Source organism: Desulfobaculum bizertense DSM 18034 (assembly GCF_900167065.1).
Taxonomy (GTDB): Bacteria; Desulfobacterota; Desulfovibrionia; order Desulfovibrionales; family Desulfovibrionaceae; genus Desulfobaculum; species Desulfobaculum bizertense.
Genome location: NZ_FUYA01000007.1, coordinates 25,406 through 48,072 on the forward strand (window position 1 = coordinate 25,406; position 22,667 = coordinate 48,072).

The following is a 22,667-nucleotide window of genomic DNA, read 5'->3' on the forward strand; positions in this document are numbered from 1 at the left end:
AACTGAATGCAAACTACTCCTTCCGCTCTTGAAAACCGAGTTTTAGGATGCCGGCCAGAGCTACTGGCCGGCCTTCTTATTTTTGCTGTTACCCTTGCCCGTATTCTTTTTGTGCTCTCTGGTCAGCTTGATCTTGTTCAGGACGAAGCCCAGTACTGGGACTGGTCCCGAACCTTTCAGCTGTCCTATTTTACCAAGGGACCGCTCATTGCATGGATTAATGCAGCGGGAACAGCCGTTTTTGGTGACACCACCTTTGGTGTTCGCGTTGGGGCCATTCTTGGCTCCGCACTGATGCAGTGTATCTTGTTCCTTGGTGTGGCAAAGCTCTGGAAGCGTCCCCGCCTTGGTCTGCTTTCACTGGTCGTTCTGAACTGTTCGCTTTTGGCAATGGCCTCTGGCGTGCTCATGACCACAGACAATCCGCTTATGGTTTGCTGGATGGGCGCACTCTTTTCCATGTACTGGGCCTATCAGAAGCCGGAGCGCATCGCACCGTATGTGCTGCTGGCACTGGCGCTGGCCGTGGGCAATCTTGCCAAGTACATGATGCTGGCCTTTGCTGCTGTGGCGTTTGTCTTTGTCTGGCTGCTGCATCGGCGGGGCATGGCAGAAAAGCGTTTTGTGACGCGGTTGACCGTGGCACTTCTCGTGGGAACGCTGCTGGGATTCCTCCCGATTCTTATCTGGAACATGCAGAATGACTACGCCGGAGTGCGGCACGTCCTGCACCTTGGCGGTGTGTCTGGTTCCAGAGCGCAGTCCTTTATTCGCTTTGACAGATTCCCGGAATACATTGGAAGCCAGTTTGGTCTTCTTTTGCCGTGGTGGTTCATTTTTACCCTGCTTGGAGCCTGGGGCAGCATTCAGGCTCTGCGGAAAAATCCCGGCCGGGGCATCCAGTATGCCAAGGCGCAGGATTACGCACAGAATGCCTTGCTGGTCGCGGGCTTCTGGCCTATCTGGGGCTTTTTTATTTTCTGGTCTTTCCATACCAAAATTAATCCAAACTGGTCCGCCGTGAGCTACGCCTCTGGTTTTATTCTTGCTGCGGCTGCATGGAATGCGGTGTGGAAGCGACGTGGTGGGAAGAACTGGCGCGTGTGGCCGTGGCCGATTATTGGCGCCATGCTCATGACCATTCTGATGGTTCATGATGCGTTGCCAATTCCGTGGCGCTACGAGGGCACGTTGCCCATCGTGGGCAAGGTCCACATCGAGAACCCCATCATGCATCTGAAAGGCTGGGATGATTTGGGTGACAAGCTTGATGAGCTTCGCAATACCCAGTTCGACAATCCTGAGCATGTCTTTTTCTTTGGCGACAACTATGATGTGACCTCTGCGCTGTCGTGGAGTGTTCCCGGCAAGGAACGTGCGTATTGCCTGCCGGGTGGTCGTCGACTCAACCAGTATGACTTGTGGCCCGGTCCGCAGGACAAGACTGGCTGGGATGCGATTTTTGTTATGAAAAAATTCAAGGGCCAGCATGATTCTCTCCTGAAATATTTTGAAAAGTATGAGAGAATCCCATACCAGTCCATGCATGCAGGACGTCCGGCCCGCCGATTTACTGTGTATTTGTGTTATGGTTTCAAAGGAAACTGGCCGCCAGTAACTGGAACTGGATACTAGCTATGAGTGATTCGTGTATGTGCGCGGCCTGCGCCAGAAGAGGGCAGTGTTGTTGTGAAGTCCTGCCAGAGGACATCCCGCACTGTTTCCCACTGTCGCAGGCAGATGTGGAGCGGATAGAGGCTGCGACTGGAATTCCGGGAAAGGGCATTGCCCGGCAGGAAACTGTACCAGCCCTTGTGCAAAGTCTTGAGCGGCTCTTTCCTGAGTGCAAGGATTTGTTGCAGGAAAAAGTGCAGATTGGGGGCCAGCATTTGCGGCTGGCTCTTGAGGACGGCGCCTGTGTTTTTCTTGGAAGCGAAGGCTGTACACTCCCCCGGGATGCCCGGCCTGTGTACTGCCGCATTTATCCCTTCTGGGTGCAGAAAGGCTCAATCATGGTCTTTGATACTGCGCCATGCGTGCAACGCGCCGGAGCCGCGGGGCTGGATAAGCTCCTGAGTGCTCTGGATATGGACAGAAAGACGGTACGCCGACTTTTCGCCACGCTTTTACAGGAATGGTTTCCTGAGCGCTAACGCGACTGAACACTCAGCCACACTATGGCCCGAATGGGTACTGTTATGAAAAAATTGTGTATTGTTCTGGGAATTCTTTGTGCTCTCGCCGTTGCTGGTGTAGCTGGCATCGCAGGTGGCCTGTACTACTGGGCCTCTCGCGATCTTCCCGGTTTTACGAATATTACGGACTACAATCCGCCGCTGGTGACAACGGTCTACACCCGGAATAACGAAGTTCTGGGGTATTTTTACAAGGAAAAGCGTTTTCTTGTTCGTATCAAGGAAATGCCTGACTTTGTCCCGCAGAGCTTTCTTGCGGCCGAAGACACCAGCTTCTACGCCCACGGTGGTGTGGATATTCTTGCTATCGCCCGTGCTTTTTTTGCAAACATGCGTGCTGGTCACGTTGTGCAGGGCGCAAGTACCATCACCCAGCAGGTCATCAAATCCTTGCTGCTGACTCCTGAGCGGAGCTATCAGCGTAAGATCAAGGAAGCCATCCTTGCGTATCGCCTTGAGCATTACCTGACCAAGGATGAGATTCTGACCATTTATCTCAACCAGATTTATTTTGGTGCCCGTTCTTATGGCATTGAGGCTGCTTCCCGCGCCTATTTTGGCTGCCATGTGCAGGATTTGACTATTGCGCAGGCGGCAATGCTGGCTGGTCTGCCCAAGGCGCCCAGCTCGTATAATCCGTATCGCAATATGGCTGGAGCCATTAAGCGCCAGCATTATGTGCTGAATCGTTTGCGCGAGCTGCACTGGATTACGGAAGAGCAGTATCAGGAAGCCCTGAGCGAGCCTATTACCCTGAAACGCATGGACGATCCGTCCTGGCATCAGGGCGCATATTATCTTGAAGAAGTTCGCCGTCGCCTCATTGAACGCTTTGGCGAAGATGTTGTGTATAACGCTGGTCTGCACGTGTACACCGCCGTGGACATGACGCATCAGCTTGCTGCCGAGCGATCTGTTCGGGACGGCCTGATTGCCTCTGCAAAGCGCCGCGGCTGGACTGGTCCCCTTCAGCATCTGAACCGGAATGAATGGGGCATGTTCCTGAATAATCACCCGTATTCGGCTCTTGAGCTGGAGCAGGGCACATGGGTAAAGGCGTTGGTCAAGGATGTGACCGCTGACCGGGCCATTGTGCAGTTTGGTGATTTTCAGGGCCGTCTGGACGTGAAAGAAGTTCACTGGGCCAGAACCATTGACCCAAGCAAAGCCACGGAAGAAGTGCCCAGTGTCAAGGATTGCCGCAAGGTGCTGAACTCTGGCGACGTGATTTGGGTCTCTCTGCTTGCCGTTCCTGAAAACCTGAATCCTGAGGATGAAAGCGCTGCCAAGGCTGCCATGTGGAATGTCACGCTGGAGCGTGAGCCAGAGGTGCAGGGTGCGCTGATTTCCATGGAGCCGGGAAGCGGTGAAGTCCGTGCCCTTGTTGGTGGCTATAGCTTTGACAAAAGCCAGTTCAACCGGGCAACGCAGGCGAGACGCCAGCCGGGTTCAGCATTCAAGCCGTTTGTCTATTCCACAGGTCTGGACAATGGCATGACGCCGTCGACTGTCTTGCTTGATGCTCCTATTGTGTACACCAGCTCGACAATGGTCTGGAAACCGCAGAATTTTGAGGGCATTTTCTATGGCCCGACGCTTTTGCGGACCGCCTTGGTGAAGTCTCGAAATCTCGTGACAATTCGACTGGCTCAGCGCGTAGGTATCCGAAAGATTATCAAGCGTGCCCGTCATATGGGACTGGAAAGCGAGTTCCCGGAGGATCTTTCCGTGAGCCTTGGTTCCTCTCCTGTGACGCCGCTTGGCCTGACAAAAGCCTATTCAGGCTTTGCCCGTGGTGGCAGTACGGTTGAGCCTCGCTTTATCCTGAGTGTCGAAAGCGCATGGGGCGATACGCTTTATGTGAATGAAAAGCAGGTGAACGAGGACGCCGTAAGCCCGCAGACAGCGTACATCATTACGTCCCTCCTGAAGGAAGTTGTGTCGAGCGGTACGGGCTGGCGTGTTCGCCGAGCCTTTACTCGTCCCATTGCGGGCAAGACTGGCACATCCAACGATGAGCAGGACGCATGGTTTGTTGGCTTTACGCCATACCTGCTGACAACTGTCTGGGTTGGCTTTGACCGTATGCAGCCTATGGGACGTTTTGAAACTGGCTCCCGTGCTGCATCGCCTATCTGGGTTGGCTATCGCAAAGCCATTGAGTCGCAGTATGCGGAAGAGGATTTCCCTCAGCCTCCGGGTATTGTTATGGCTCGCATTGATGCCAAGAATGGTTTGCTGGCTGGCTCCGCCACAGAAAAGAGCTATTTTCTGCCCTACAAGGCGGGAACAGAGCCACACCGAACCTCGACCGCAAGCACCACCAGTCCCGGTGGAAGCGTGAAGGCCGCAGGTGAGGACCTGCTCAAACAGGTGTTCTAAATGAAAACAGAAACGCCCCGTGTTCGCATGGGGCGTTTTTTTTGTGCACTTTTTCTGTGATTTTTTGTGTATGATGGGCTCTGTGAAATCAGGCGTTGCAATTTTTTGCCTCTCATGCCCAAGTACAAAGAGCAAAAGGGGCAGGAGGGTATTCGTATGACCCGACTGGAAAAATTTACAGAAACCCTTGAGACGCTGCACAGGGAAACACCTCGGCAGCTCGAAGCTTTTTATTCCTTGATGAAAGCCACCAAGGGGGGAAGCTTTTTGGAGACCAAGCACAAGGCTCTGACCTTGCTTGCGCTTGGCGTTTCGCAGCAGTGCGATTCGTGCATTGCTGTGTACGTGAAGCAGGCCCTTGAGGCGGGCGCAGGGCGTGAAGAAATTCTTGAAGCCGCATGGCTGGCCGTGCTCATGGGTGGTGGTCCCAAGTTGACGTACATGGAAAAAGTGCTTGAAGAACTGGAGCTGAACGGCGCAGTTTCGGAATAAAGAGGGTGTGTCCTCGCCGACACGGAGAAAAAATATGCCTTTAATGCGAGTTGAAACGAATCTTGAGCTGACGGCAGAACAGGAAAAGGAAAAGAATGCGATTTTTTCGACTGCTGTTGCCGAAATGCTTCAGAAAGAAGAAAAGTGGGTGATGTCGCTGGTCGAAAGCGGCCGGACACTCAGCTTTGGCGGAAGCGTTGAGCCTGCGGCCTTTGTTGAGCTGAAAAGCATTGGCCTGCGGGAGACAAGCTGCGCGCCCTTGAGTGCGCAGATTTGTGCCTTGCTCCACCGGGAGCTGAACATTCCGGCTGACCGGGTCTACATCGAATTCAAGGATGCAGAGCGGGGGTTCTTTGGCTGGAATGGCGGCACCTTTGCCTAAATAAAAAAACGCGCACCAGTGTGACTGATGCGCGTTTTTTAATGTCGTTTGCCCAGAGCTAGAGCAGGCGAAGGTCCCAGTTAAATGTACTGGTACGTGTTGCCTGCGGAACCTCACGAGGCTTGCTTTCGTGCATATGAATAAATGCACTGTAGCCAGCCTGATTGAGTTCATGCTCCTTGGTATGCAGGTCCAGTCCCCATGCAGGGTAAATCCAGTTGAGCTGGCCGTAGCGGCGAACCCAGCAGGCTTCCTTTTTGGGGCTGAGGATTGGCTTCTCCGGCTTGACGCCTTCAAGCGGAATGCGGGTAAAGCCCAGAGGCCACTGGCCTGTCGTGACAAAGCCTACCGGAAGAGGTGTGGCCTTGCCCAGCGCCAGCGCATCGTCTTTGTTCAGCTCAGGAGAGGCAATAGCGCCGCTAAAGCCCATATCTTTGAGCCAGAGCAGGTGGTGCTGGTTGGCAACGTTGCAGAACGGGCTGGCCCAGAGATTCAGCTGGTCAGACTTGCGCGGGTTGTCCTGTGAGTGATGCCGTTTGCCTCGGCCGCGTCGCAGTGCGACCGCGCGGGGCAGGCGGGGCAGTTCTTTGGGGAACAGCGCAATCTGCCACGGAGCGCCAAGCATGAAGCGGCGGGCACCACCGCGCACGAGGCGTTCAATGACTTCCTGCCATTCTTTTTCTTCATTCGGCCAGATAACAGGCGGCAGCCACCACCACACGCGCATGGCAAGACCGGGCTTGGTTTCGCGGGCAGTTTTTGGCGTGAGCCACAGACCAGAACCTTCGTTCAGGCGGTTACGGCCAAGGTGGCGGTACACGTGGTGGTGCAGCGGGCGAATTGTTCCCTTGAGCGGCTTGGGCTGTTTTGGCTCAAACGTGGACTCCGCTGTTTTGGGAGCCTTGATGGCCTGAGCTTCTCTTTCCAGCTTGTCCAGTGCCTGCATGAGTTCTTTTTCGCGGCGGTCAATGAGGAACACCGGGCTGCCCGCATTGGGCAGGCGTTTGCCCTGAGCCATGAAGTCCAGACGGCCACCCTTGGGCACAGCCTTGCGGATTTTTACGATCTGGTGACCGGGTTCGTCCTCAAAGCCAACACGCAGCAGGTCGCCGGGTTTCAGCTCGACACGAGGGGAAATATTCAGCTTGCGGCCGCGGACGGTTTTCAGTTTGTCCACGAACATACCAGAAGCGGTATGGCGCTGCGGATCTGTCGGAGTATACGGACGCTGGGGCAGGAACGCGTAGTGCGAACCCTTGCGGCCCAGTGCCTGCTCCAGCAGTGAGAGCGCAGTCTTTCTGGCCTGAGGATCATTCGGGTTGTCGCGCAGCAGGCGGTATGCACTGACGGTGTAGTACACGTAGTGCGGGCCTTTGCGGCGGCCTTCGATCTTCCAGGAGTGGACTTCGGGAACCTCAAGCAGGGTCTTGGTCAGTACATCCAGCGAAAGGTCCGTGCAGGAGAAAAATCTTCCGGTATTATTTTTCTGGGAGTACGTGCGGCGGCAGGGCTGTACGCAACGGCCCCGGAGACCACTCTTGCCTCCAAGGTACGAACTCCAGTAACACCGACCGGATACGTTGTAACACAATGCGCCATGTACAAAGACCTCAAGATCACACCCGGAGGGGCATGCCTTGGCGCAGGTGCGAATTTCATCAATATTTAATTCACGGGGCAGAACGATTCTTTGTACGTTCAGCTTTTCGTGTATCATAGACAGGGCGCGGGGTGAGCCTGCATTTGCCAGGGTAGAAAGATGGATTTCTCCTTCGAATCCAGCCTGACGTACGAGCTTGACCATTCCCGGGTCCTGTACAATAAGAGCTGCCGGCCGAACGTAGCGGTTCAGTCTTTCGACAAGACGACCTGCGGCCTGATCTTCACCCGGCTTAAGCAGGGTGTTCATGGCAACGTGCACGCGACAGTTCTTCTGGCGTGCGAGTTCGGTCAGCACGGCCAGCTCGGATATGGAAAAGTTCCCGGCTTCGGCGCGGGCTGAAAAGTTTTTCAGTCCCAGGTAAATAGCGTCAGCCCCGGCGGCAAGGGCCGCCATAAAGGCGTGGCGATCACCTGCGGGAGCAAGAATTTCTGGTTGTGTCATATTCATTTGTGCTTCGCCTGTTTTGGGTGGAGCGTTCTTTTAACGCGACGGCGACCAATAAGGGATTGCAGCGATGTTTGCAAATGCATGCAGTGACGTGAAAGTAAGGTCCTTATCCCGTTTCGGCAAGCAGGGACCGGATGGAGATTTTTTTGAACTCGTTCTGGAACATCCAGACGAAACCAGCCCTGCGTGGAAAAACTGGAAACCGGGTCAGTTTATTATGGTACGCCCCACAAGATGGGAGCACAATCCTCTTTGGGGCCGTCCGTTCTCTATCTATCGAGCTGGGGACGGCATCCTGTCCGTTTTCTTTCAGGTCGTAGGACGCGGGACGGAGAAACTGACGCAGCTTGCGCCCGGTGACAACGTCACAGTCTGGGGGCCGCTCGGCAATACGTTTGTTATGGATGAAAACCGCAAGACCCTCATTCTTGCGGGCGGTATCGGCATGGCACCTTTTGCCGAATATGTCGAGCGCCATTCTAAGCCGGAAAATGTTCAAATGATTTTTGGGCACCGTCCTCCGGTAGAAAATTACCCCTTTAGCTCCATTGCAGACAAGATTAAGGCGACATCCTGTCGTGAGCAGAAGCCTGAAGACCTTCAGAACTTTATTGCTCTTCTGGAAAAAACAATTCCAGAATACTGCCCGGATGGGCTGATTGTCGCCTGTGGTCCAACCCCATTCCTCAAAACTGTTCAGCGAGTGGCTGCTGACCACGGTGGTCGTGCTCAGATTTCTTTGGAAAATCGCATGGCATGTGGCGTTGGTGCCTGCCTTGGCTGCGTGTGTGAGCACAAGGACAAAGGCCCTGTTTCCGTCTGTTCCCGTGGACCTGTGTTCTGGTCCGATGAGATTACGTTTTAACTGAGCAGGACAGGTATTTTATGGATATGCACGTGAGCTTTGGCGGTCTGGAGCTGAAAAATCCTGTTCTGACCGCCTCCGGCACATTTGGCTATGGTCTGGAGTACAGCCGTTATGGCGATTTGAAGAAACTCGGCGGTATTGTCGTTAAAGGTTTGTCTCTCAAACCTCGCGAAGGCAATCCCATGCCGCGTATCGCAGAAACGCCTTCGGGTATGCTCAACGCCATTGGACTTCAGAATATTGGCGTCGAAGCCTTTCTGGAAGGCCGTCTTCCGCGCTTGCCGCATAAGGATATGGCTGTCATTGCCAACCTCTATGCGTGTAGCGCAGAAGAGTTTGCCGACCTCGCTACCGTCCTCGCTGAGCAGGACGGCGTTGCCGCCCTTGAAGTGAACATCTCGTGCCCAAATGTTCGCTCCGGCGGCATTCTTTTTGGGCAGGACCCCAAAATGGCAGCAAAGGTTACTGAGGCCGTGAAGCGTGTGGCTGGCGACAAGCCCGTTATTATCAAGCTCTCTCCCAATGTGACCGACATTACCGAGATCGCCCGTGCCGCAGAAGGCGCAGGAGCAGACATTCTCTGCCTTATCAATACGCTTTCCGGTATGGCCGTCGACGCCCGCACTCGCCGACCCCGTCTCGCTAATGTCATCGGTGGACTCTCTGGCCCAGCTGTGAAACCTGTTGCCCTTCGCTGTGTGCATCAGGTCTGTCAGGCCGTAAAGACCCCGGTTATCGGTGTCGGTGGTATATCCTCAGCTGAGGATGTCCTCGAATTTATTCTCTGTGGCGCCCACGCTGTCGAAATCGGGACGGCAAACTTTATTCGACCCGATTTTGTCTTCCACTTGGTGGACGAACTTGAAAAGCTGTGCGATGCCTATGGAATAGGCTCATGGGATGAGTACCGCGGTTCTTTGAAGGCATAAGGGATTTTCGCGGGGTGGTATATTGGGGGCGCTGCCCCCAAACCCCCGCCGGGGCCAGCCCCGGACCCCGCGTAAGGGAATGATTCCCTTACGTATCCTCATCGAGTTTGAATTCCCTCCACGCTTCGCGTGAATGGAATTCAAACTTGGGTGAGGCGCAAAGAAAAAGAACGCACTGGGTGTCCACTAGCTGGACTATGGGGCTGATGGAGAGGAGAGCTTTGCTCTCATCCCACTCAGCCCCATAGTCCAGCGAAAGCGGGATTCCCAAGGGCCTCGTCCTTGGGCGGGGTCAAGGGGCAGCGCCCCTTGCAGGGGCCTTGGGGGCAGCGCCCCCAACAAAACACACCCCACTAAACACACAATAACAAACGAGGCACACAAATGAAGACGCTGATGTACTTGGTGCTGGCGCTGGGAGTTGGTGGTGCAATGTCCATACAGCTTGGGGTGAATATGCGCCTTGGGGGGTGGACCCATGACCCGATTATTACGGCGTTTATTTCGTTTGTTGTTGGCTCACTGACGCTTTTGGCGATGATATTCCTGCTTCGTCTTCCGTGCCCGAATTTTGGAGAAATTTCTCAGGTTCCGTGGTGGCAGTGGTTGGGTGGAATGCTTGGCGCCTACGTTGTGGCGAGTTCTATCCTTGTTGGCCCTCACCTTGGAACGACGACAACTTTTGCCTTTATTGTTGCTGGTCAGCTGGCGGCATCGCTTGTTTTGGATCACTATGGTATGTTTGGTGTACCCAAACATCCAATTGGGCTGCTCCGAGTGCTGGGTATCTGTATGGTGTGCGCTGGAGCTGTGCTTATTCGTCGTTTTTGAACCCAAAACCGTTGTAATAACGGGGTTTGCATATGAAAAAAATACTGGGCATCAGCTGCCTCGTGCTTGTTCTGGCTGTGGTTGGCCTTGGTGCATACGCGATTATGTCGATCAATCCCTTGGTCAAACGCTCTATTGAGGACTATGGCACCCGGTTTACAGGGACAGCCGTAACACTGGATTCCTCTGACATTTCGATTTTTGATGGCCGTGGAAGCCTGAAAGGTTTCCAGATTGGTAACCCTGCGGGATACCAGTCTCCACATGCCATTCGTATTGAATCCGTGGATGTCTCAATGGACACTAAATCGGTGACAACAGATACCATTGTCATTCATTCCCTGCGAATCGACCGCCCACAGCTGACACTTGAGCTGTCCAAAAAAGGCACGAATATCGAAGAAATTCGAGACCATATTGCTCAGCGGGTGAGAAAGCATGAAGCTGCGCAGGCTGCGAAAGCAGAAAAAGAGGGCGCAGCAGACGAAAAAAAGGCGGATGAGCCGAAAGAAGAAAAGTATGTTCAGATCAAAGACGTGGACATTATCGGCACACAGGTCAACGTGGCGCTGACTGGCCTGAGAAAGAATTTGGTCACAGTGAAGGCCGGTGATATTCATATCATGGATATTGGAACAGACCGAAAGGTGACCATGTCTGAAGCTGCCCTGATTATTGTTGAAGCCATCAATAATAGCGTGGTGGAGTCTGTGCCGGGCCTGAACAAGAATTCTTTTGAAAAAGGTCTGGATTCGGTCAAGGAAGGACTGGATGAGTTCGGTAAGGGACTCCAGAATTTCTTCAATGATCTCGAAAAATGACTGCGTGATGTGAAACCGAAAAAAGAGAAAGAGCCACTCCGGGATGGGGCGGCTCTTTTTTTGTGCTCTTGCCAAGGGGAAGAAAAGTCTTAGATGTACTGACTGAAACGCAGGTCCTGTCGCATCAGGTCGATAAGCTTGCGATGCCCTGCCGGGAACGCGCGTTCTGTAATCTGCTCTGGCGTGGCCCAAAGACATTCGTCTGCGGCGCTCATGGTCGACGGCGGAAGCGGGGCGTCGGCCTGGAGAAAGTAACAGTGGAGGGTGACGCGAAAGCGCGTGTAGCCGTGACGGACAATGGAAATTTTGTCTGCGATGCGGACCTGAAACCCTGTTTCTTCCTGAAATTCGCGAACGACGGCCTGCTCGGGGCTTTCGCCCGCTTCGATAGAACCGCCGGGGAATTCCCAGAGTCCTCCCCAAACCGCACCTTGTGGACGTTTCTGAATGTAGATTTTCCCTTTGTGCTCCAAAACACCACAGACCACATTGAGTGGCGTTATGTCTTTTTTCTTTCCGGGAACCGGACGGAATGCCACAATGTCGAGCCGTCGGGCTTCGCAATGCTCGGCAACGGGGCAGGATTCACAGCGGGGAGCACGGGGCGTGCAGATGAGTGCGCCCAATTCCATGACGGCCTGATTGTAATCGCGGGCCTGTCCTGCTGGGAGAAGTTCTGCGGAGAGTGCTTCAACGCGTTTTTTGGCATCTTTTTCTTTGATGGGCGAATCAATGTCGAAAAGCCGGGCGTAAACCCGCTCGACATTGGCGTCGATGGCAGGGACGTCCAGACCAAATGCAAGGCTGGCAATGGCGCCTGCGGTGTAGGGTCCTATACCGGGAAGCGCCAGAATGGCTTTGTGCTCTGCCGGAAATTCGCCGCCATGCTCGGCACAGATGACGAGCGCGGCTTTGCGGATGTTTCTGGCGCGGGTGTAATAGCCGAGACCTTCCCAGTATTTGAGAATTTCGTCTTCGGGCGCGTCGGCAATGCTGGCAATGGTCGGAAAGCGGTCCATCCACCGCTCAAAATATGGAACTGCCCGGTCCATCTGCGTTTGCTGGAGCATTATTTCAGAAATCCAGACGTGATAGGGCAGGTAATCCTGTCGCCAGGGCAGGGGGCGCTGTATTTTTTTGAACCACGCAATGAGTGTGGGAGAAAATGTGTTCTTTTTGGGCATGAGGAGAGCAGAAAAGCATGCTCCCCGTGCCTTTGCAAGTGCGGATTTGGTCTGTTTTTCGGTCCACTGCGTGCAAATTTTCAGGAAGACGTTTATTCCATTGAGACTTTGCCCTTTTTTGTATAAAGCAACAGCAAACCCTCTGCGCGGAAGGCTCCCCAGAAGACTGCTCCGACCCGTTGCTTCTTGCCTTCTCCGTACGGTGACAGTATACATTATCAGGAATGTTTGTTCCCCTGTGGAGAGCACACAAAGCGGACTGCCTGCTGGGCGCCCGCAAGACATAAACTTGCCAAACGGCTTGAAACAGGGTATCCAACCCGTCTTTTCCGAACCCTGTGGAGGAATATTGCCATGAAAAAAGATATCCATCCGAAAGTTTACAAGGCCAAGATCCGTTGCGCCTGTGGTCACGAGTTTGAAGCTATCACCACTAAAGGTGAAGAGATGCACGTCGAAATTTGTTCCGCTTGCCATCCCTTCTTCACCGGCAAGCAGCGCTTCGTTGACACCGCTGGCCGTATTGACCGCTTCCGCAAGAAGTACGCCAAGTTTGGTGCCGACAAGGAGAACTAGAATTTCTCTTTTCGTCGGGAATTGTATCCCGAACGGCAGTCGCCTCCGTCAGGACAACCTGTCGGAGGCGTCTTTTCATGTGAACCGGGCCGTGGCATCTCACGGCTGGAGGCTGCAATGTCCCGTACAGATTCGTGTTTCCCGGGCTTTTTTCGCTCCTGCGGAAAAGCAGCCCGGATGGCTCTGTCCCCGGTTTTGATGGCAGCCCGCTCCGTTGGTGGGCAGGCTGTGGTCGAAGGCGTGATGATGCGAAACGGTGACCGTCTGGCTATTGCCGTACGCAAGCCCGATGGCTCAATTACTCTCGAAAAGCGAGAGTGGTTCACGTTTTCGCACCTCTCTCCCCTGATGCGGAAACCCTTTGTCAGAGGCTTTTTTGTCTTGATCGAAACCTTGGTCAACGGCATCAAGTCTTTGAATTTTTCCACACAGGTTGCAACAGAGGGCGACGGAGAAGAAGAGATTAAGCCGTGGCAGATGGCCCTGACTGTGGCCCTGTCCATCGCACTTGCCCTTGGGCTTTTTGTTGTCGTTCCCCATCTGTTCTCTCTGGGGGTAGAAGCCCTCGGTTTTGGTGGCGACACCAGTTCCCTGAGCTTTCATGCCTGGGATGGACTGTTTAAGCTTTCTATCTTTGTGGCCTACATTTGGGCCATATCCCGGATTCCAGACATCAAGCGGGTGTTCCAGTATCATGGAGCAGAGCACAAGACCATTTGGGCGTATGAAGAAGGCCAAGAGCTTTCGCCCGGCACCGCTCGTCCGTTTAGTCGTTTGCATCCACGGTGCGGCACAGCCTTTTTGCTGTTCGTGCTGACTCTCTCAATTCTTCTTCATGCCCTGCTGATTCCGCTTCTGCTGGCAATATATGCCCCTGAGGGCGCAGTCTTTCGGCAGATGTATGTTGTCTTTGCCAAGTTTTTTATGATGATTCCTGTAAGTGCTATCGCGTATGAGCTGATTAAGTATACAGGACAGAAGGGTGCCCGCCTGTGTCGGGTGCTGTGCTGGCCGGGACTCATGCTTCAATATCTGACCACGAAAGAGCCTGACGACTCGCAGCTGGAAGTGGCCATCGCCGCGCTGAACGGCGCGGTCGACAACTAGATTTCAAGAGGTCTCCGAGATGTTCGCCAAGCTAGACAGCATTGAACGAAATTTTGAGGAGCTCGAACTGGAGCTTGCCTCACCTGACGTTTTTAACGATCAGGAACACTATACCAAGCTGACCAAGATGCACGCTGACCTGGGCGCCATCGTGAAAGTCTACCGGGAATACCGGCAGATGCAGGAGAATCTGAGCGATAACCGCGAGATGCTCGACGATGACGATCAGGAAATTCGTGATCTTGCCAAGGCTGAAATTGACGAAATCGAAACGCGTCTGCCTGAGCTGGAGCATGAGCTGAAGCTTTTGCTTTTGCCCAAGGACCCGATGGATGAAAAGAACATCATCCTCGAAATTCGTGCGGGTACTGGCGGTGAAGAAGCAGCACTTTTTGCTTCTGACCTGTTCCGTATGTATATGCGTTTTGCTGAGCATAATGGCTGGAAAACTGAAATGATGAGTTCGAACGAAACGGGTTCCGGTGGCTACAAAGAAGTCATCGCGTCCATTTCTGGCGAGCGCGTCTACAGCCGTCTGAAATATGAATCCGGCATTCACCGCGTGCAGCGCGTTCCGGCCACTGAATCTCAGGGCCGTATCCACACTTCTGCATGTACTGTCGCAATTATGCCGGAAGCCGAAGAAGTCGAGCTGAACATTAGCCCCGAAGACCTGCGCATTGATGTGTACCGTTCTTCTGGTCCTGGTGGACAGAGTGTTAACACCACTGACTCGGCTATTCGTGTCACCCATTTGCCCACTGGTCTTGTTGTGACCTGTCAGGACGAAAAGTCCCAGCACAAGAACAAGGCCAAGGCTCTGACTGTTCTGCGTTCCCGCCTGTTCCAGATGGAGCAGGACCGCATTCATCAGGAGCAGGCAGATACTCGTCGCGCACAGGTTGGTTCTGGCGACCGTTCCGGTCGAATCAGGACATACAACTTCCCTCAGGGACGTATCACTGACCATCGCATCAACCTGACGCTGTACAGGCTTGAAGAAGTGCTGGGTGGTGACCTTGAGGAAATTGTGGAATCCCTTGTGAGCCATTATCAGGCTGAAGCCCTGCGTCAGCAGGCGGAGGACGCATAAGCGTGATCCAAGCAACAACCGTACGAGACTGTGTCGCACAGGCTCGGGCACGGCTGGAGCAGGCCGGGGTTGATAGCCCGGCACTTTCTGCAGAAATTCTGACGGCGCATGTCCTTGGCATGCGCCGTCTTGATATTCTTGTCCATGCAGACAAGGCTGTTGCCGCTCCAGACCTGGCCCGCATTCAGGAATGTGTTGAACGTCGGGCAGCAGGTGAGCCTGTTGCGTATCTGCTCGGTGAAAAAGAATTTTTTGGTTACGATTTTTATGTGGACCGTTTTACGCTGGTGCCACGCCCGGAAACTGAGCTGCTGATTGAAGCTGTTCAGTCGATATTTCCGCGAGATGCTGCTTTTCAGTTTGCCGATCTCGGCACCGGAAGTGGCTGTATTGCTGTGACGCTGGCTTTGGAATTCCCCGGGGCACAGGGCTGTGCTCTGGATCTGAGCGAAGGTGCCCTGGCGGTGGCGCAGAAAAATGCAGAGCGTCATGGCGTGGCGTCGCGTGTTGAGATGCGCCATGCGGATTTTGGAAGCGATTTTGCCCCGGAAGCGTCACTTGATCTGATTGTCTCGAATCCTCCGTACGTAAGTGAGGACGAGTATGCAGAGGTCAGTGTGGAGGTCGCGGACTTTGAGCCGAAGACTGCGCTGGTTCCGGCAGAAGGGGAGGGGCGCTCGGACGGGCTGGAGTGCGTTCGCAGGCTGGCACCGCATGTGGCAAGGCTTCTGCGGCCCGGAGGCTGGTTCCTCATGGAATATGGCTGGAAGCAGGGACCTGCTGTTGCCGAGATTCTTGGTGCTGTTTCCGAGTTTCAGACTGTGAAAATCTGCAAGGATCTCGCAGGGCTTGATCGCTATGTCGTCGCGCAAAAGCGTGTGTAAAAACACACGTGTGTGATTTTTTTCCAACAAAAGGACACAGGGTACACGTTGCTCTGTATCCTTGTATTTCAAGTGGTTAGCTCTATCTTTGTATGTGGCATGAAAGTTGCTTAAAAGGGGCTGGAGGCATTCATGCAACAGACAACAATCCAGAAAACAGTAAAATGTTCCGGCATCGGCCTGCACAGTGGCCGCCGGGTTGAACTTGCCATTCGTCCTGCTGACGTTGATACCGGTATCGTGTTCGTTCTTCATGACGACAACGGAACCCGATTCCTGACGCCAAACCCCAATAATGTGGTTGGCACCGGGCTGGCAACGACACTTGGACAGGGCAATGATACCATCGGAACAGTCGAGCACCTCATGGCTACCCTGCGCGGCCTGAATATTGATAATGTTCAGATCGACGTGAGTGGGGGAGAGGTCCCGATCATGGACGGAAGCGCTGCTTCCTTCGTGTTTTTGCTCAAGTCTGCGGGCATCCGCAAGCTTGGAAAGCCTCGTCGCATGTTTATGCTGACCAAGTCTTTTGAATACCGCGACGGTGAAAAGAGCATCAAGGCTCGCCCGTACGACGGTTTTCGTGTGGACTATACCATCGAATTCGATCATCCCCGCATCGGAACCCAGACTATGCGCTTTGAGCTGACTCCAGAAAGTTTTTCTGCCGAAGTCGCCAAGGCCAGAACCTTTGGCTTCCTGCGCGATGTTGAATACCTCCAGAAGAATGGCCTCGCTCTTGGTGGATCTCTGGACAACGCGGTTGTGCTCGATGAGTACGGCGTTGTGAATGGTGAAGGTCTCCGCTTTGAAGATGAATTTGTCCGCCATAAGATTCTGGACTTCATTGGCGACATGTCGGTAAGTCCGCTCCCGCTCATGGGGCACTTTGAAGTGCGCTGCTCCGGCCACGCATTCAATAATGCCTTCCTGCGCGAGCTGACAGAAAATGGTGCACAATACCTGCGAACTGTGGAAGCAGAGGAAGCTGTTCCGGTTCAGGCTGCGGCCTGTCAGGAGCAGGATGTCGCTGGTATGCCCGTTCTGGCCTAAGGTTTGCCTTTCTGCATGAATTGAAAACTGCCCCCTTTCGGGGCAGTTTTTTTTGTGATAGATTGCTGGTTCAGCGAGCGAGTAGACGGATCTTTTTGAAGTTTTTATAGAAAAAAACAAAAAAATTTCAAAATTTGCTTGACGTGGGCGGCTGGTCCGTATAGTTCTGCTCCTCGCCGAAGGGGAAAGCTTCCTGCTTCTCTTTTGGTTGCCAGGCGCTGGTGTAGCTCAATTGGCAGAGCAGCTGATTTGTAATCAGCAGGTTGTAGGTTCGATTCCTATCACCAGCTCCAGCTTTGAAATGGAGGGGTTCCCGAGTGGCCAAAGGGAACAGACTGTAAATCTGTCGGCGATTGCCTTCGGAGGTTCAAATCCTCCCCCCTCCACCATTTCACACGCGAAAGCGACTGTAGGAGACAGGGAAGACCTGTTGTTTGACTGCAGAATATTGTGTGCGGGAATAGCTCAATTGGCTAGAGCATCAGCCTTCCAAGCTGAGGGTTGCGGGTTCGAGTCCCGTTTCCCGCTCCACATATATCCTCATGTCCTTCCTATTTTCCCCTTTACTCTCTCTTACAGTTTCTTTATAAGCCCACGTAGCTCAGTAGGTAGAGCACTTCCTTGGTAAGGAAGAGGTCACCGGTTCAAATCCGGTCGTGGGCTCCATTTTTTGTATTCAATTTCTGACCATCAACCAACCGTTTGTACGGGGGAAAGAGTCATGGCCAAGGAAAAATTCGAACGTAAAAAGCCGCATGTTAACATTGGTACCATTGGTCACATTGACCATGGTAAAACCACTCTGACCGCAGCTATCACCAAGGGTGCATCCCTTATCGGTGGCGGCGAGTTCATCGCTTTTGACGAAATCGACAAGGCTCCTGAAGAAAAGGAACGCGGTATCACCATCGCAACCTCTCACGTTGAGTACGAGACCGAAACCCGTCACTACGCTCACGTGGACTGCCCTGGTCACGCCGACTACATCAAGAACATGATCACCGGCGCTGCCCAGATGGACGGCGGTATCCTCGTGGTCGCAGCTACTGACGGTCCCATGCCTCAGACCCGTGAGCACATCCTGCTCGCTCGTCAGGTTGGTGTGCCTTCTCTGGTTGTCTTCCTCAACAAGTGCGACCTCGTTGACGACGAAGAGCTCCTCGAGCTCGTCGAACTCGAAGTTCGTGAGCTGCTTTACAAAGGCCCTGAGGCTGATTCCGCAGACGATCCGGCACTCGCTCCTATCAAGGAACTCCTGGATGCTTGCGACAGCTACATCCCTGAGCCTGAGCGTGACGTCAACAAGCCTTTCCTGATGCCCATCGAAGACATCTTCTCCATCTCCGGCCGTGGTACCGTTGTTACCGGTCGTGTGGAGCGTGGTGTTCTGAAAGTTGGTGACGAAATCGAAATCGTCGGCATCAAGGAAACCACCAAGACCACCTGCACCGGCGTTGAAATGTTCCGCAAGCTCCTCGATCAGGGTGAAGCTGGCGACAACATCGGCGCTCTGCTCCGTGGCGTGAAGCGTGAAGACGTCGAGCGCGGCCAGGTTCTGGCAGCTCCCGGCTCCATCACCCCTCACAAGAAATTCAAGGGCGAAGTCTACGTACTGACCAAGGAAGAGGGCGGCCGTCATACTCCGTTCTTCTCCGGTTACCGCCCGCAGTTCTACTTCCGTACCACCGACATCACCGGCGTGGTTACCCTCGCTGACGGTGTTGAGATGGTTATGCCTGGTGACAACGCAACCTTCGAAGTTGAGCTCATCGCCCCCATCGCTATGGAAAAGGGCCTGCGCTTCGCTATCCGTGAGGGTGGCCGTACCGTCGGCGCTGGCGTTGTTTCCGAAATCGAGGAGTAATCTCCATGCAAGTTAACATCCAGCTCGCCTGCACTGAATGCAAACGTCGTAACTATTCTACGACGAAGAACAAGAAGAACACTACTGGTCGTCTTGAGGTCAAGAAATACTGCCCTTGGGACAAGAAGCACACTCTGCATCGCGAAACCAAGTAGTGTAGCAGGCTCTGTACTCGGTGATTTATCACCGCGACTGGAGCTGGTACTGCACTGATATTCACGGGGGCCAAGCCTCGGTCTTGCCCCCGTTTTTACTCATCAGTACCACACACGATGCAGGCCAGTAGCTCTAACGGCTAGAGCGCCGGTCTCCAAAACCGGATGCTGTAGGTTCGAATCCTACCTGGCCTGCCACTTTTTTTACCATCGGAAGGAATCATGGCGAAGAAAAAGTCCAAGTCGGCCAGCGCCGCTAAGACCGCTCCCGAATCCGGGTCCGCGAACAAGCTCAGCCAGCTCAAGGAGTTTTTTGACCAGTCCAAGGTGGAGATGAAGAAGGTGACCTGGCCTACGCGCAAGGAAACCATGGCAACAAGTGCTGCCGTCATCGTCCTTGCCTTGGTTATGGCGATCTTCCTTGGTCTTGTTGACACAGGATTGACCAAAGCCATTGAGGCCATCTTGTCATAAGCGGCTTGCCCGCAAAAGGTAGGTAACAAAGATTATGACAGAAGAAAAAGATAGCCTTCCAAGAGCCCGCTGGTACATCGTCCACACGTACTCTGGATTTGAGCAGCGCGTCGAACAGACCCTCCGCGAAATGATGCGTACGGGGCAGGACAACGGACAGATTCTGGAAGTTGTTATGCCTACGGAAAAGGTGATTGAGCTGGTGAAGGGCGAAAAGAAAACGTCCACTCGCAAGTTCTATCCCGGATACGTGATGCTCAAAATGATTCTGACCGATGAGTCCTGGCATCTTGTACAATCCATTCCGCGAGTGACCGGTTTCATTGGTGGCAAAAGCCGCCCCGCGCCTATGCGCGACAGTGAAGCCGAACACATCCTCTCGATGATGGAAGAGCGCCAGGAACAGCCCCGACCCAAGTTCAGCTTTGATCGTGGCGATGAAGTCCGCGTCATCGATGGTCCCTTTGGTGGATTCAACGGGGTGGTGGAAGAAGTCAATCACGACAAAGGAAAACTTCGGGTTTCGGTTTCAATTTTTGGTCGTCAGACCCCTGTCGAACTGGACTTTGTCCAGGTCAGCAAGGGATAGGGCAGACCAGACTGCGAAGCGGCCTGATTTTAAATATGTAGATACGAGGAAGTAGCAATGGCCAAAAAGGTACAGGCGAAAATTAAGCTTCAGATTCCTGCTGGAGCTGCCAATCCGTCCCCGCCGGTCGGCCCAGCTCTTGGTCAGCATGGCCTGAACATCATGGAGTTCTGTAAGGCCTTTAATGCGAAGACGCAGGATCAGAAGGGTATGATTATCCCTGTTGAGATCACTGTTTATCAGGATCGATCCTTCACCTTCATCACCAAGACTCCGCCGGCATCAGTTCTGCTCAAAAAGGCCTTGAACCTCCCTAAGGGTTCTGGTGAGCCGAATAGAAATAAAGTTGGTAAAGTGACTCGCGCTCAGCTCGAGGAAATTGCCAAGATTAAGATGCCTGACATCACTGCCAAGGATCTCGATGCAGCCGTTAGCAATATCGCTGGCACTGCTCGTAGCATGGGAATTGACGTAATCGATTAAGGGGAACAGCTATGCCCAAGCATGGAAAAAAATATCGCAAGGCTATCGAGGGCATTGACCTGAATGCCCGCTATGAGATGCCCCAGGGCGTCGAGCTGGCTCTCAAGACCTCGGTTGCAAAATTTGATGAGACCGTTGACGTCGCCCTGGTGCTCGGCGTTGACCCTAAGTACTCCGACCAGATGGTTCGTGGTGCTGTGAGCCTGCCTCACGGTCTCGGTAAAGACGTTCGCGTGGCAGTTTTCTGCCAGGGCGAAAAAGAAGCAGAAGCTAAAGCTGCCGGCGCAGATTTCGTCGGTGGTGAAGATCTCGTCGCAAAAGTCAAGGAAGGCTGGCTGGACTTTGATAAGGCCATCGCTACCCCTGACATGATGGGTAAAGTCGGTCAGATTGGTCGTGTGCTCGGTCCCCGTGGCCTGATGCCTAACGCCAAGACCGGTACCGTCACTTTCGACGTAGCCAACGCCGTCAAGGAACAGAAGGCCGGTAAGGTTGAGTTCCGTGTCGACAAGGCTGGCGTTCTGCACGCACCTCTGGGTAAGGTTTCTTTCGGCAACGAAAAAATTCTTGACAACCTCAAGACTTTGATGGAAACCGTTATCCGCCTGAAGCCTTCTGCTGCTAAGGGCACCTACATCAAGTCCATGACCCTCGCTACCACGATGGGCCCTGGCATCAAGGTTGATCCTTCGACTCTGCGCAAGCACGTCGAGGCATAACCTGACGATTATGACATAAAGCGATGCCGTGTTGTTATGACGCGGCACCGTTTTTGTGTATATTGTCGTTCGGGGCTTTCCCGAACGGATTTGGGAAGAAGAGTTGAAGAAAGCTGGTGAACCTTTCGGGGTTCTTAATTTCCCGCTGAGACCACTTTGGCTCCTCTTCTTGTGGACAAAAACCTTCAAGCCCAAGGAGTAAGCGGTGAACAGGGCACAGAAAGCCGAATTGATCGAGATGATCAAGGCTAAGGCCGATGACGCATCTATTGCGATTGTCACCGACTTCAAGGGCCTGACCGTGGAGGAGATGACTGAACTGCGCGTGAAGCTTCGTGAAGCTGGCGTTGCATACAAGGTCGTCAAGAACACACTGGCCCGCATCGCTCTGGATGGCGGACAGCACGAGCTTCTTCAGGGTCACCTGAAAGAAAACTGCGCTGTCGCATTCGGTTTCGATGATCCTGTGGCTGCGGCGAAGGTTCTCAGCGAGTACGCCAAGTCCAACAAGAAGTTTTCTGTTAAATTCGGTTGCCTGGAAGGTAAGCCCCTCGATGAGGCCGCGCTGACCGAACTCTCCAAGCTCCCGAGCAAGCCAGAACTGCTTGGCAAGCTCCTGGGCACCATGAATGCCGTGCCCACCAACTTCGTATGTCTGTTTGCAAATCTGCAGCGCAAGTTCCTGTATGCCCTTACGGCTATCAAGGACCAGAAAGATTCTGCCGCTGCATAGCAATCTGACGAGCCAAAGTTTTTTTATTTCCTAGGAGGAATTCCCAATGGCTGACATCACTAAAGACCAGGTTGTAGAGTTTATCTCCAACATGACCGTTCTCGAACTCTCCGAGTTCATCTCCGAGCTGGAAGACAAGTTCGGTGTTTCCGCTGCTGCTCCCGCAATGGCTGTTGCTGCTGCTCCTGCAGCTGGTGGCGAAGCTGCTGCTGAAGAAAAGACCGAGTTCGACGTCGTTCTGAAGGGCGTTGGCGGCAACAAGATCGCTGTCATCAAAGCTGTCCGCGCAATCACCGGTCTTGGCCTCAAAGAAGCCAAGGCTAAGGTTGACGAACTGCCTTCCACCCTTAAGGAAGCAGTTGCTAAGGAAGAAGCTGAAGAAGCTAAGAAGCAGCTCGAAGAAGCCGGCGCAGAGTGCGAACTCAAGTAGTTTGAGCTTTACCAAGAGCTTATGGGGAGCGCAGCATGCCCAAGGGAGCTGCGCTCCTCTTTTTTTGCATTTTGCGAGAAGTTAGTGCTTGCCTCGGAGTAATTTCTTTGTTAGAAATACGCTCTTCATGTCGACAGTGAAATTTTCACATCCCGTATGGCTTACCACAATGCAAAACACAGCAGGTGCTCGTGTGTTTTTTTGGTGCGTTCTTTCCCGTCTCCCCGCACAGGGGTCTGTGAACGTACCTTGTCATTATACTAACTAGCTCTCCATTTTTGATAGTTTTGCCCGAGGGTCGTCGCCCCCG

The 22,667-nt window shown here is 53.6% G+C and carries 24 protein-coding genes and 5 tRNA genes; 27 read left to right on the plus strand and 2 right to left on the minus strand.

What is annotated here, in order from left to right:
• Positions 1–6: 6 nt before the first annotated feature.
• The 5 genes from B5D23_RS10570 to B5D23_RS10590 all read left to right on the plus strand — a co-directional run bounded on the left by B5D23_RS10570 (position 7) and on the right by B5D23_RS10590 (position 5,451).
• Entirely contained in the window at positions 7–1,635 is a 1,629-nt protein-coding gene (locus tag B5D23_RS10570) for an ArnT family glycosyltransferase (protein WP_078685418.1), read from the plus strand.
• 2 nt (positions 1,636–1,637) lie between these two features.
• Complete coding sequence (locus tag B5D23_RS10575) at positions 1,638–2,153, plus strand: hypothetical protein (RefSeq protein ID WP_078685419.1); 516 nt, start codon at positions 1,638–1,640, stop codon at positions 2,151–2,153.
• Between the two features lie 45 nt (positions 2,154–2,198).
• The gene (locus B5D23_RS10580) at positions 2,199–4,577 is read left to right on the plus strand and encodes a penicillin-binding protein 1A (protein WP_078685420.1); all 2,379 of its coding nucleotides are present in this window, start codon (positions 2,199–2,201) and stop codon (positions 4,575–4,577) included.
• A gap of 156 nt (positions 4,578–4,733) precedes the next feature.
• Entirely contained in the window at positions 4,734–5,069 is a 336-nt protein-coding gene (locus B5D23_RS10585) for a carboxymuconolactone decarboxylase family protein (RefSeq protein ID WP_144012607.1), read from the plus strand.
• A gap of 34 nt (positions 5,070–5,103) precedes the next feature.
• Positions 5,104–5,451, plus strand: coding sequence for a phenylpyruvate tautomerase MIF-related protein (locus B5D23_RS10590; protein WP_078685422.1), 348 nt, complete (start codon positions 5,104–5,106; stop codon positions 5,449–5,451).
• 58 nt (positions 5,452–5,509) lie between these two features.
• Here the strand turns inward: B5D23_RS10590 and B5D23_RS10595 are convergent, their stop codons facing one another.
• Positions 5,510–7,561 carry a peptidase U32 family protein gene (locus B5D23_RS10595; RefSeq protein WP_234985088.1) on the minus strand — a complete coding sequence of 684 codons (2,052 nt, stop codon included), beginning with the start codon at positions 7,559–7,561 and terminating at the stop codon, positions 5,510–5,512.
• Positions 7,562–7,628: 67 nt separating this feature from the next.
• Between B5D23_RS10595 and B5D23_RS10600 the strand changes: the two genes are divergently transcribed.
• From B5D23_RS10600 to B5D23_RS10620, 4 genes are all read left to right on the plus strand, one after another.
• On the plus strand, positions 7,629–8,426 hold the full coding sequence (locus B5D23_RS10600; RefSeq protein WP_078685423.1) for a dihydroorotate dehydrogenase electron transfer subunit: 798 nt from the start codon (positions 7,629–7,631) through the stop codon (positions 8,424–8,426).
• Positions 8,427–8,446: 20 nt separating this feature from the next.
• Positions 8,447–9,358, plus strand: coding sequence for a dihydroorotate dehydrogenase (locus B5D23_RS10605; RefSeq protein WP_078685424.1), 912 nt, complete (start codon positions 8,447–8,449; stop codon positions 9,356–9,358).
• Positions 9,359–9,742: 384 nt separating this feature from the next.
• Complete coding sequence (locus tag B5D23_RS10615) at positions 9,743–10,189, plus strand: DMT family transporter (RefSeq protein WP_078685426.1); 447 nt, start codon at positions 9,743–9,745, stop codon at positions 10,187–10,189.
• 32 nt (positions 10,190–10,221) lie between these two features.
• Entirely contained in the window at positions 10,222–11,010 is a 789-nt protein-coding gene (locus tag B5D23_RS10620; RefSeq protein WP_078685427.1) for an AsmA family protein, read from the plus strand.
• 89 nt (positions 11,011–11,099) lie between these two features.
• Here B5D23_RS10620 and mutY read toward each other — a convergent pair whose 3' ends face one another.
• Entirely contained in the window at positions 11,100–12,194 is a 1,095-nt protein-coding gene (gene mutY / locus B5D23_RS10625) for an A/G-specific adenine glycosylase (RefSeq protein WP_078685580.1), read from the minus strand.
• 354 nt (positions 12,195–12,548) lie between these two features.
• Between mutY and rpmE the strand changes: the two genes are divergently transcribed.
• The 18 genes from rpmE (at position 12,549) to rplL (ending at position 22,357) form a co-directional block, all read left to right on the plus strand.
• A complete protein-coding gene (rpmE, locus tag B5D23_RS10630) occupies positions 12,549–12,770 on the plus strand; it encodes a 50S ribosomal protein L31 (protein ID WP_078685428.1) in 222 nt (73 codons plus the stop codon).
• A 177-nt stretch (positions 12,771–12,947) separates the two neighbouring features.
• Positions 12,948–13,877 (plus strand): DUF1385 domain-containing protein, encoded by a 930-nt coding sequence (locus tag B5D23_RS10635; protein WP_078685581.1) that lies wholly within the window; start codon positions 12,948–12,950, stop codon positions 13,875–13,877.
• Between the two features lie 19 nt (positions 13,878–13,896).
• Positions 13,897–14,970 (plus strand): peptide chain release factor 1, encoded by a 1,074-nt coding sequence (gene prfA, locus B5D23_RS10640; RefSeq protein ID WP_078685429.1) that lies wholly within the window; start codon positions 13,897–13,899, stop codon positions 14,968–14,970.
• A 2-nt stretch (positions 14,971–14,972) separates the two neighbouring features.
• Entirely contained in the window at positions 14,973–15,854 is an 882-nt protein-coding gene (gene prmC / locus B5D23_RS10645) for a peptide chain release factor N(5)-glutamine methyltransferase (RefSeq protein ID WP_078685430.1), read from the plus strand.
• Positions 15,855–15,986: 132 nt separating this feature from the next.
• Positions 15,987–16,910 carry a UDP-3-O-acyl-N-acetylglucosamine deacetylase gene (gene lpxC / locus B5D23_RS10650; RefSeq protein ID WP_078685431.1) on the plus strand — a complete coding sequence of 308 codons (924 nt, stop codon included), beginning with the start codon at positions 15,987–15,989 and terminating at the stop codon, positions 16,908–16,910.
• A gap of 217 nt (positions 16,911–17,127) precedes the next feature.
• Positions 17,128–17,203: transfer RNA gene (locus B5D23_RS10655), tRNA-Thr, on the plus strand.
• A gap of 10 nt (positions 17,204–17,213) precedes the next feature.
• A tRNA-Tyr gene (locus B5D23_RS10660) sits at positions 17,214–17,299 on the plus strand.
• Between the two features lie 65 nt (positions 17,300–17,364).
• Positions 17,365–17,441, plus strand: a tRNA-Gly gene (locus tag B5D23_RS10665).
• A gap of 59 nt (positions 17,442–17,500) precedes the next feature.
• A tRNA-Thr gene (locus tag B5D23_RS10670) sits at positions 17,501–17,576 on the plus strand.
• A gap of 55 nt (positions 17,577–17,631) precedes the next feature.
• Positions 17,632–18,774 (plus strand): elongation factor Tu, encoded by a 1,143-nt coding sequence (gene tuf / locus B5D23_RS10675; protein WP_078685432.1) that lies wholly within the window; start codon positions 17,632–17,634, stop codon positions 18,772–18,774.
• 5 nt (positions 18,775–18,779) lie between these two features.
• Positions 18,780–18,929, plus strand: a complete 150-nt coding sequence (gene rpmG / locus B5D23_RS10680) for a 50S ribosomal protein L33 (RefSeq protein ID WP_078685433.1) — start codon at positions 18,780–18,782, stop codon at positions 18,927–18,929.
• Between the two features lie 121 nt (positions 18,930–19,050).
• Positions 19,051–19,127: transfer RNA gene (locus tag B5D23_RS10685), tRNA-Trp, on the plus strand.
• 24 nt (positions 19,128–19,151) lie between these two features.
• The gene (gene secE / locus B5D23_RS10690) at positions 19,152–19,403 is read left to right on the plus strand and encodes a preprotein translocase subunit SecE (RefSeq protein ID WP_078685434.1); all 252 of its coding nucleotides are present in this window, start codon (positions 19,152–19,154) and stop codon (positions 19,401–19,403) included.
• Between the two features lie 34 nt (positions 19,404–19,437).
• Positions 19,438–19,992 carry a transcription termination/antitermination protein NusG gene (gene nusG, locus B5D23_RS10695; protein ID WP_078685435.1) on the plus strand — a complete coding sequence of 185 codons (555 nt, stop codon included), beginning with the start codon at positions 19,438–19,440 and terminating at the stop codon, positions 19,990–19,992.
• Positions 19,993–20,049: 57 nt separating this feature from the next.
• Positions 20,050–20,475 (plus strand): 50S ribosomal protein L11, encoded by a 426-nt coding sequence (gene rplK, locus B5D23_RS10700; protein WP_078685436.1) that lies wholly within the window; start codon positions 20,050–20,052, stop codon positions 20,473–20,475.
• An 11-nt stretch (positions 20,476–20,486) separates the two neighbouring features.
• Entirely contained in the window at positions 20,487–21,194 is a 708-nt protein-coding gene (rplA, locus tag B5D23_RS10705; protein WP_078685437.1) for a 50S ribosomal protein L1, read from the plus strand.
• 205 nt (positions 21,195–21,399) lie between these two features.
• Positions 21,400–21,927 carry a 50S ribosomal protein L10 gene (gene rplJ / locus B5D23_RS10710; protein WP_078685438.1) on the plus strand — a complete coding sequence of 176 codons (528 nt, stop codon included), beginning with the start codon at positions 21,400–21,402 and terminating at the stop codon, positions 21,925–21,927.
• A gap of 46 nt (positions 21,928–21,973) precedes the next feature.
• Positions 21,974–22,357, plus strand: coding sequence for a 50S ribosomal protein L7/L12 (gene rplL / locus B5D23_RS10715; RefSeq protein WP_078685439.1), 384 nt, complete (start codon positions 21,974–21,976; stop codon positions 22,355–22,357).
• The last annotated feature ends 310 nt before the right edge of the window (positions 22,358–22,667 follow it).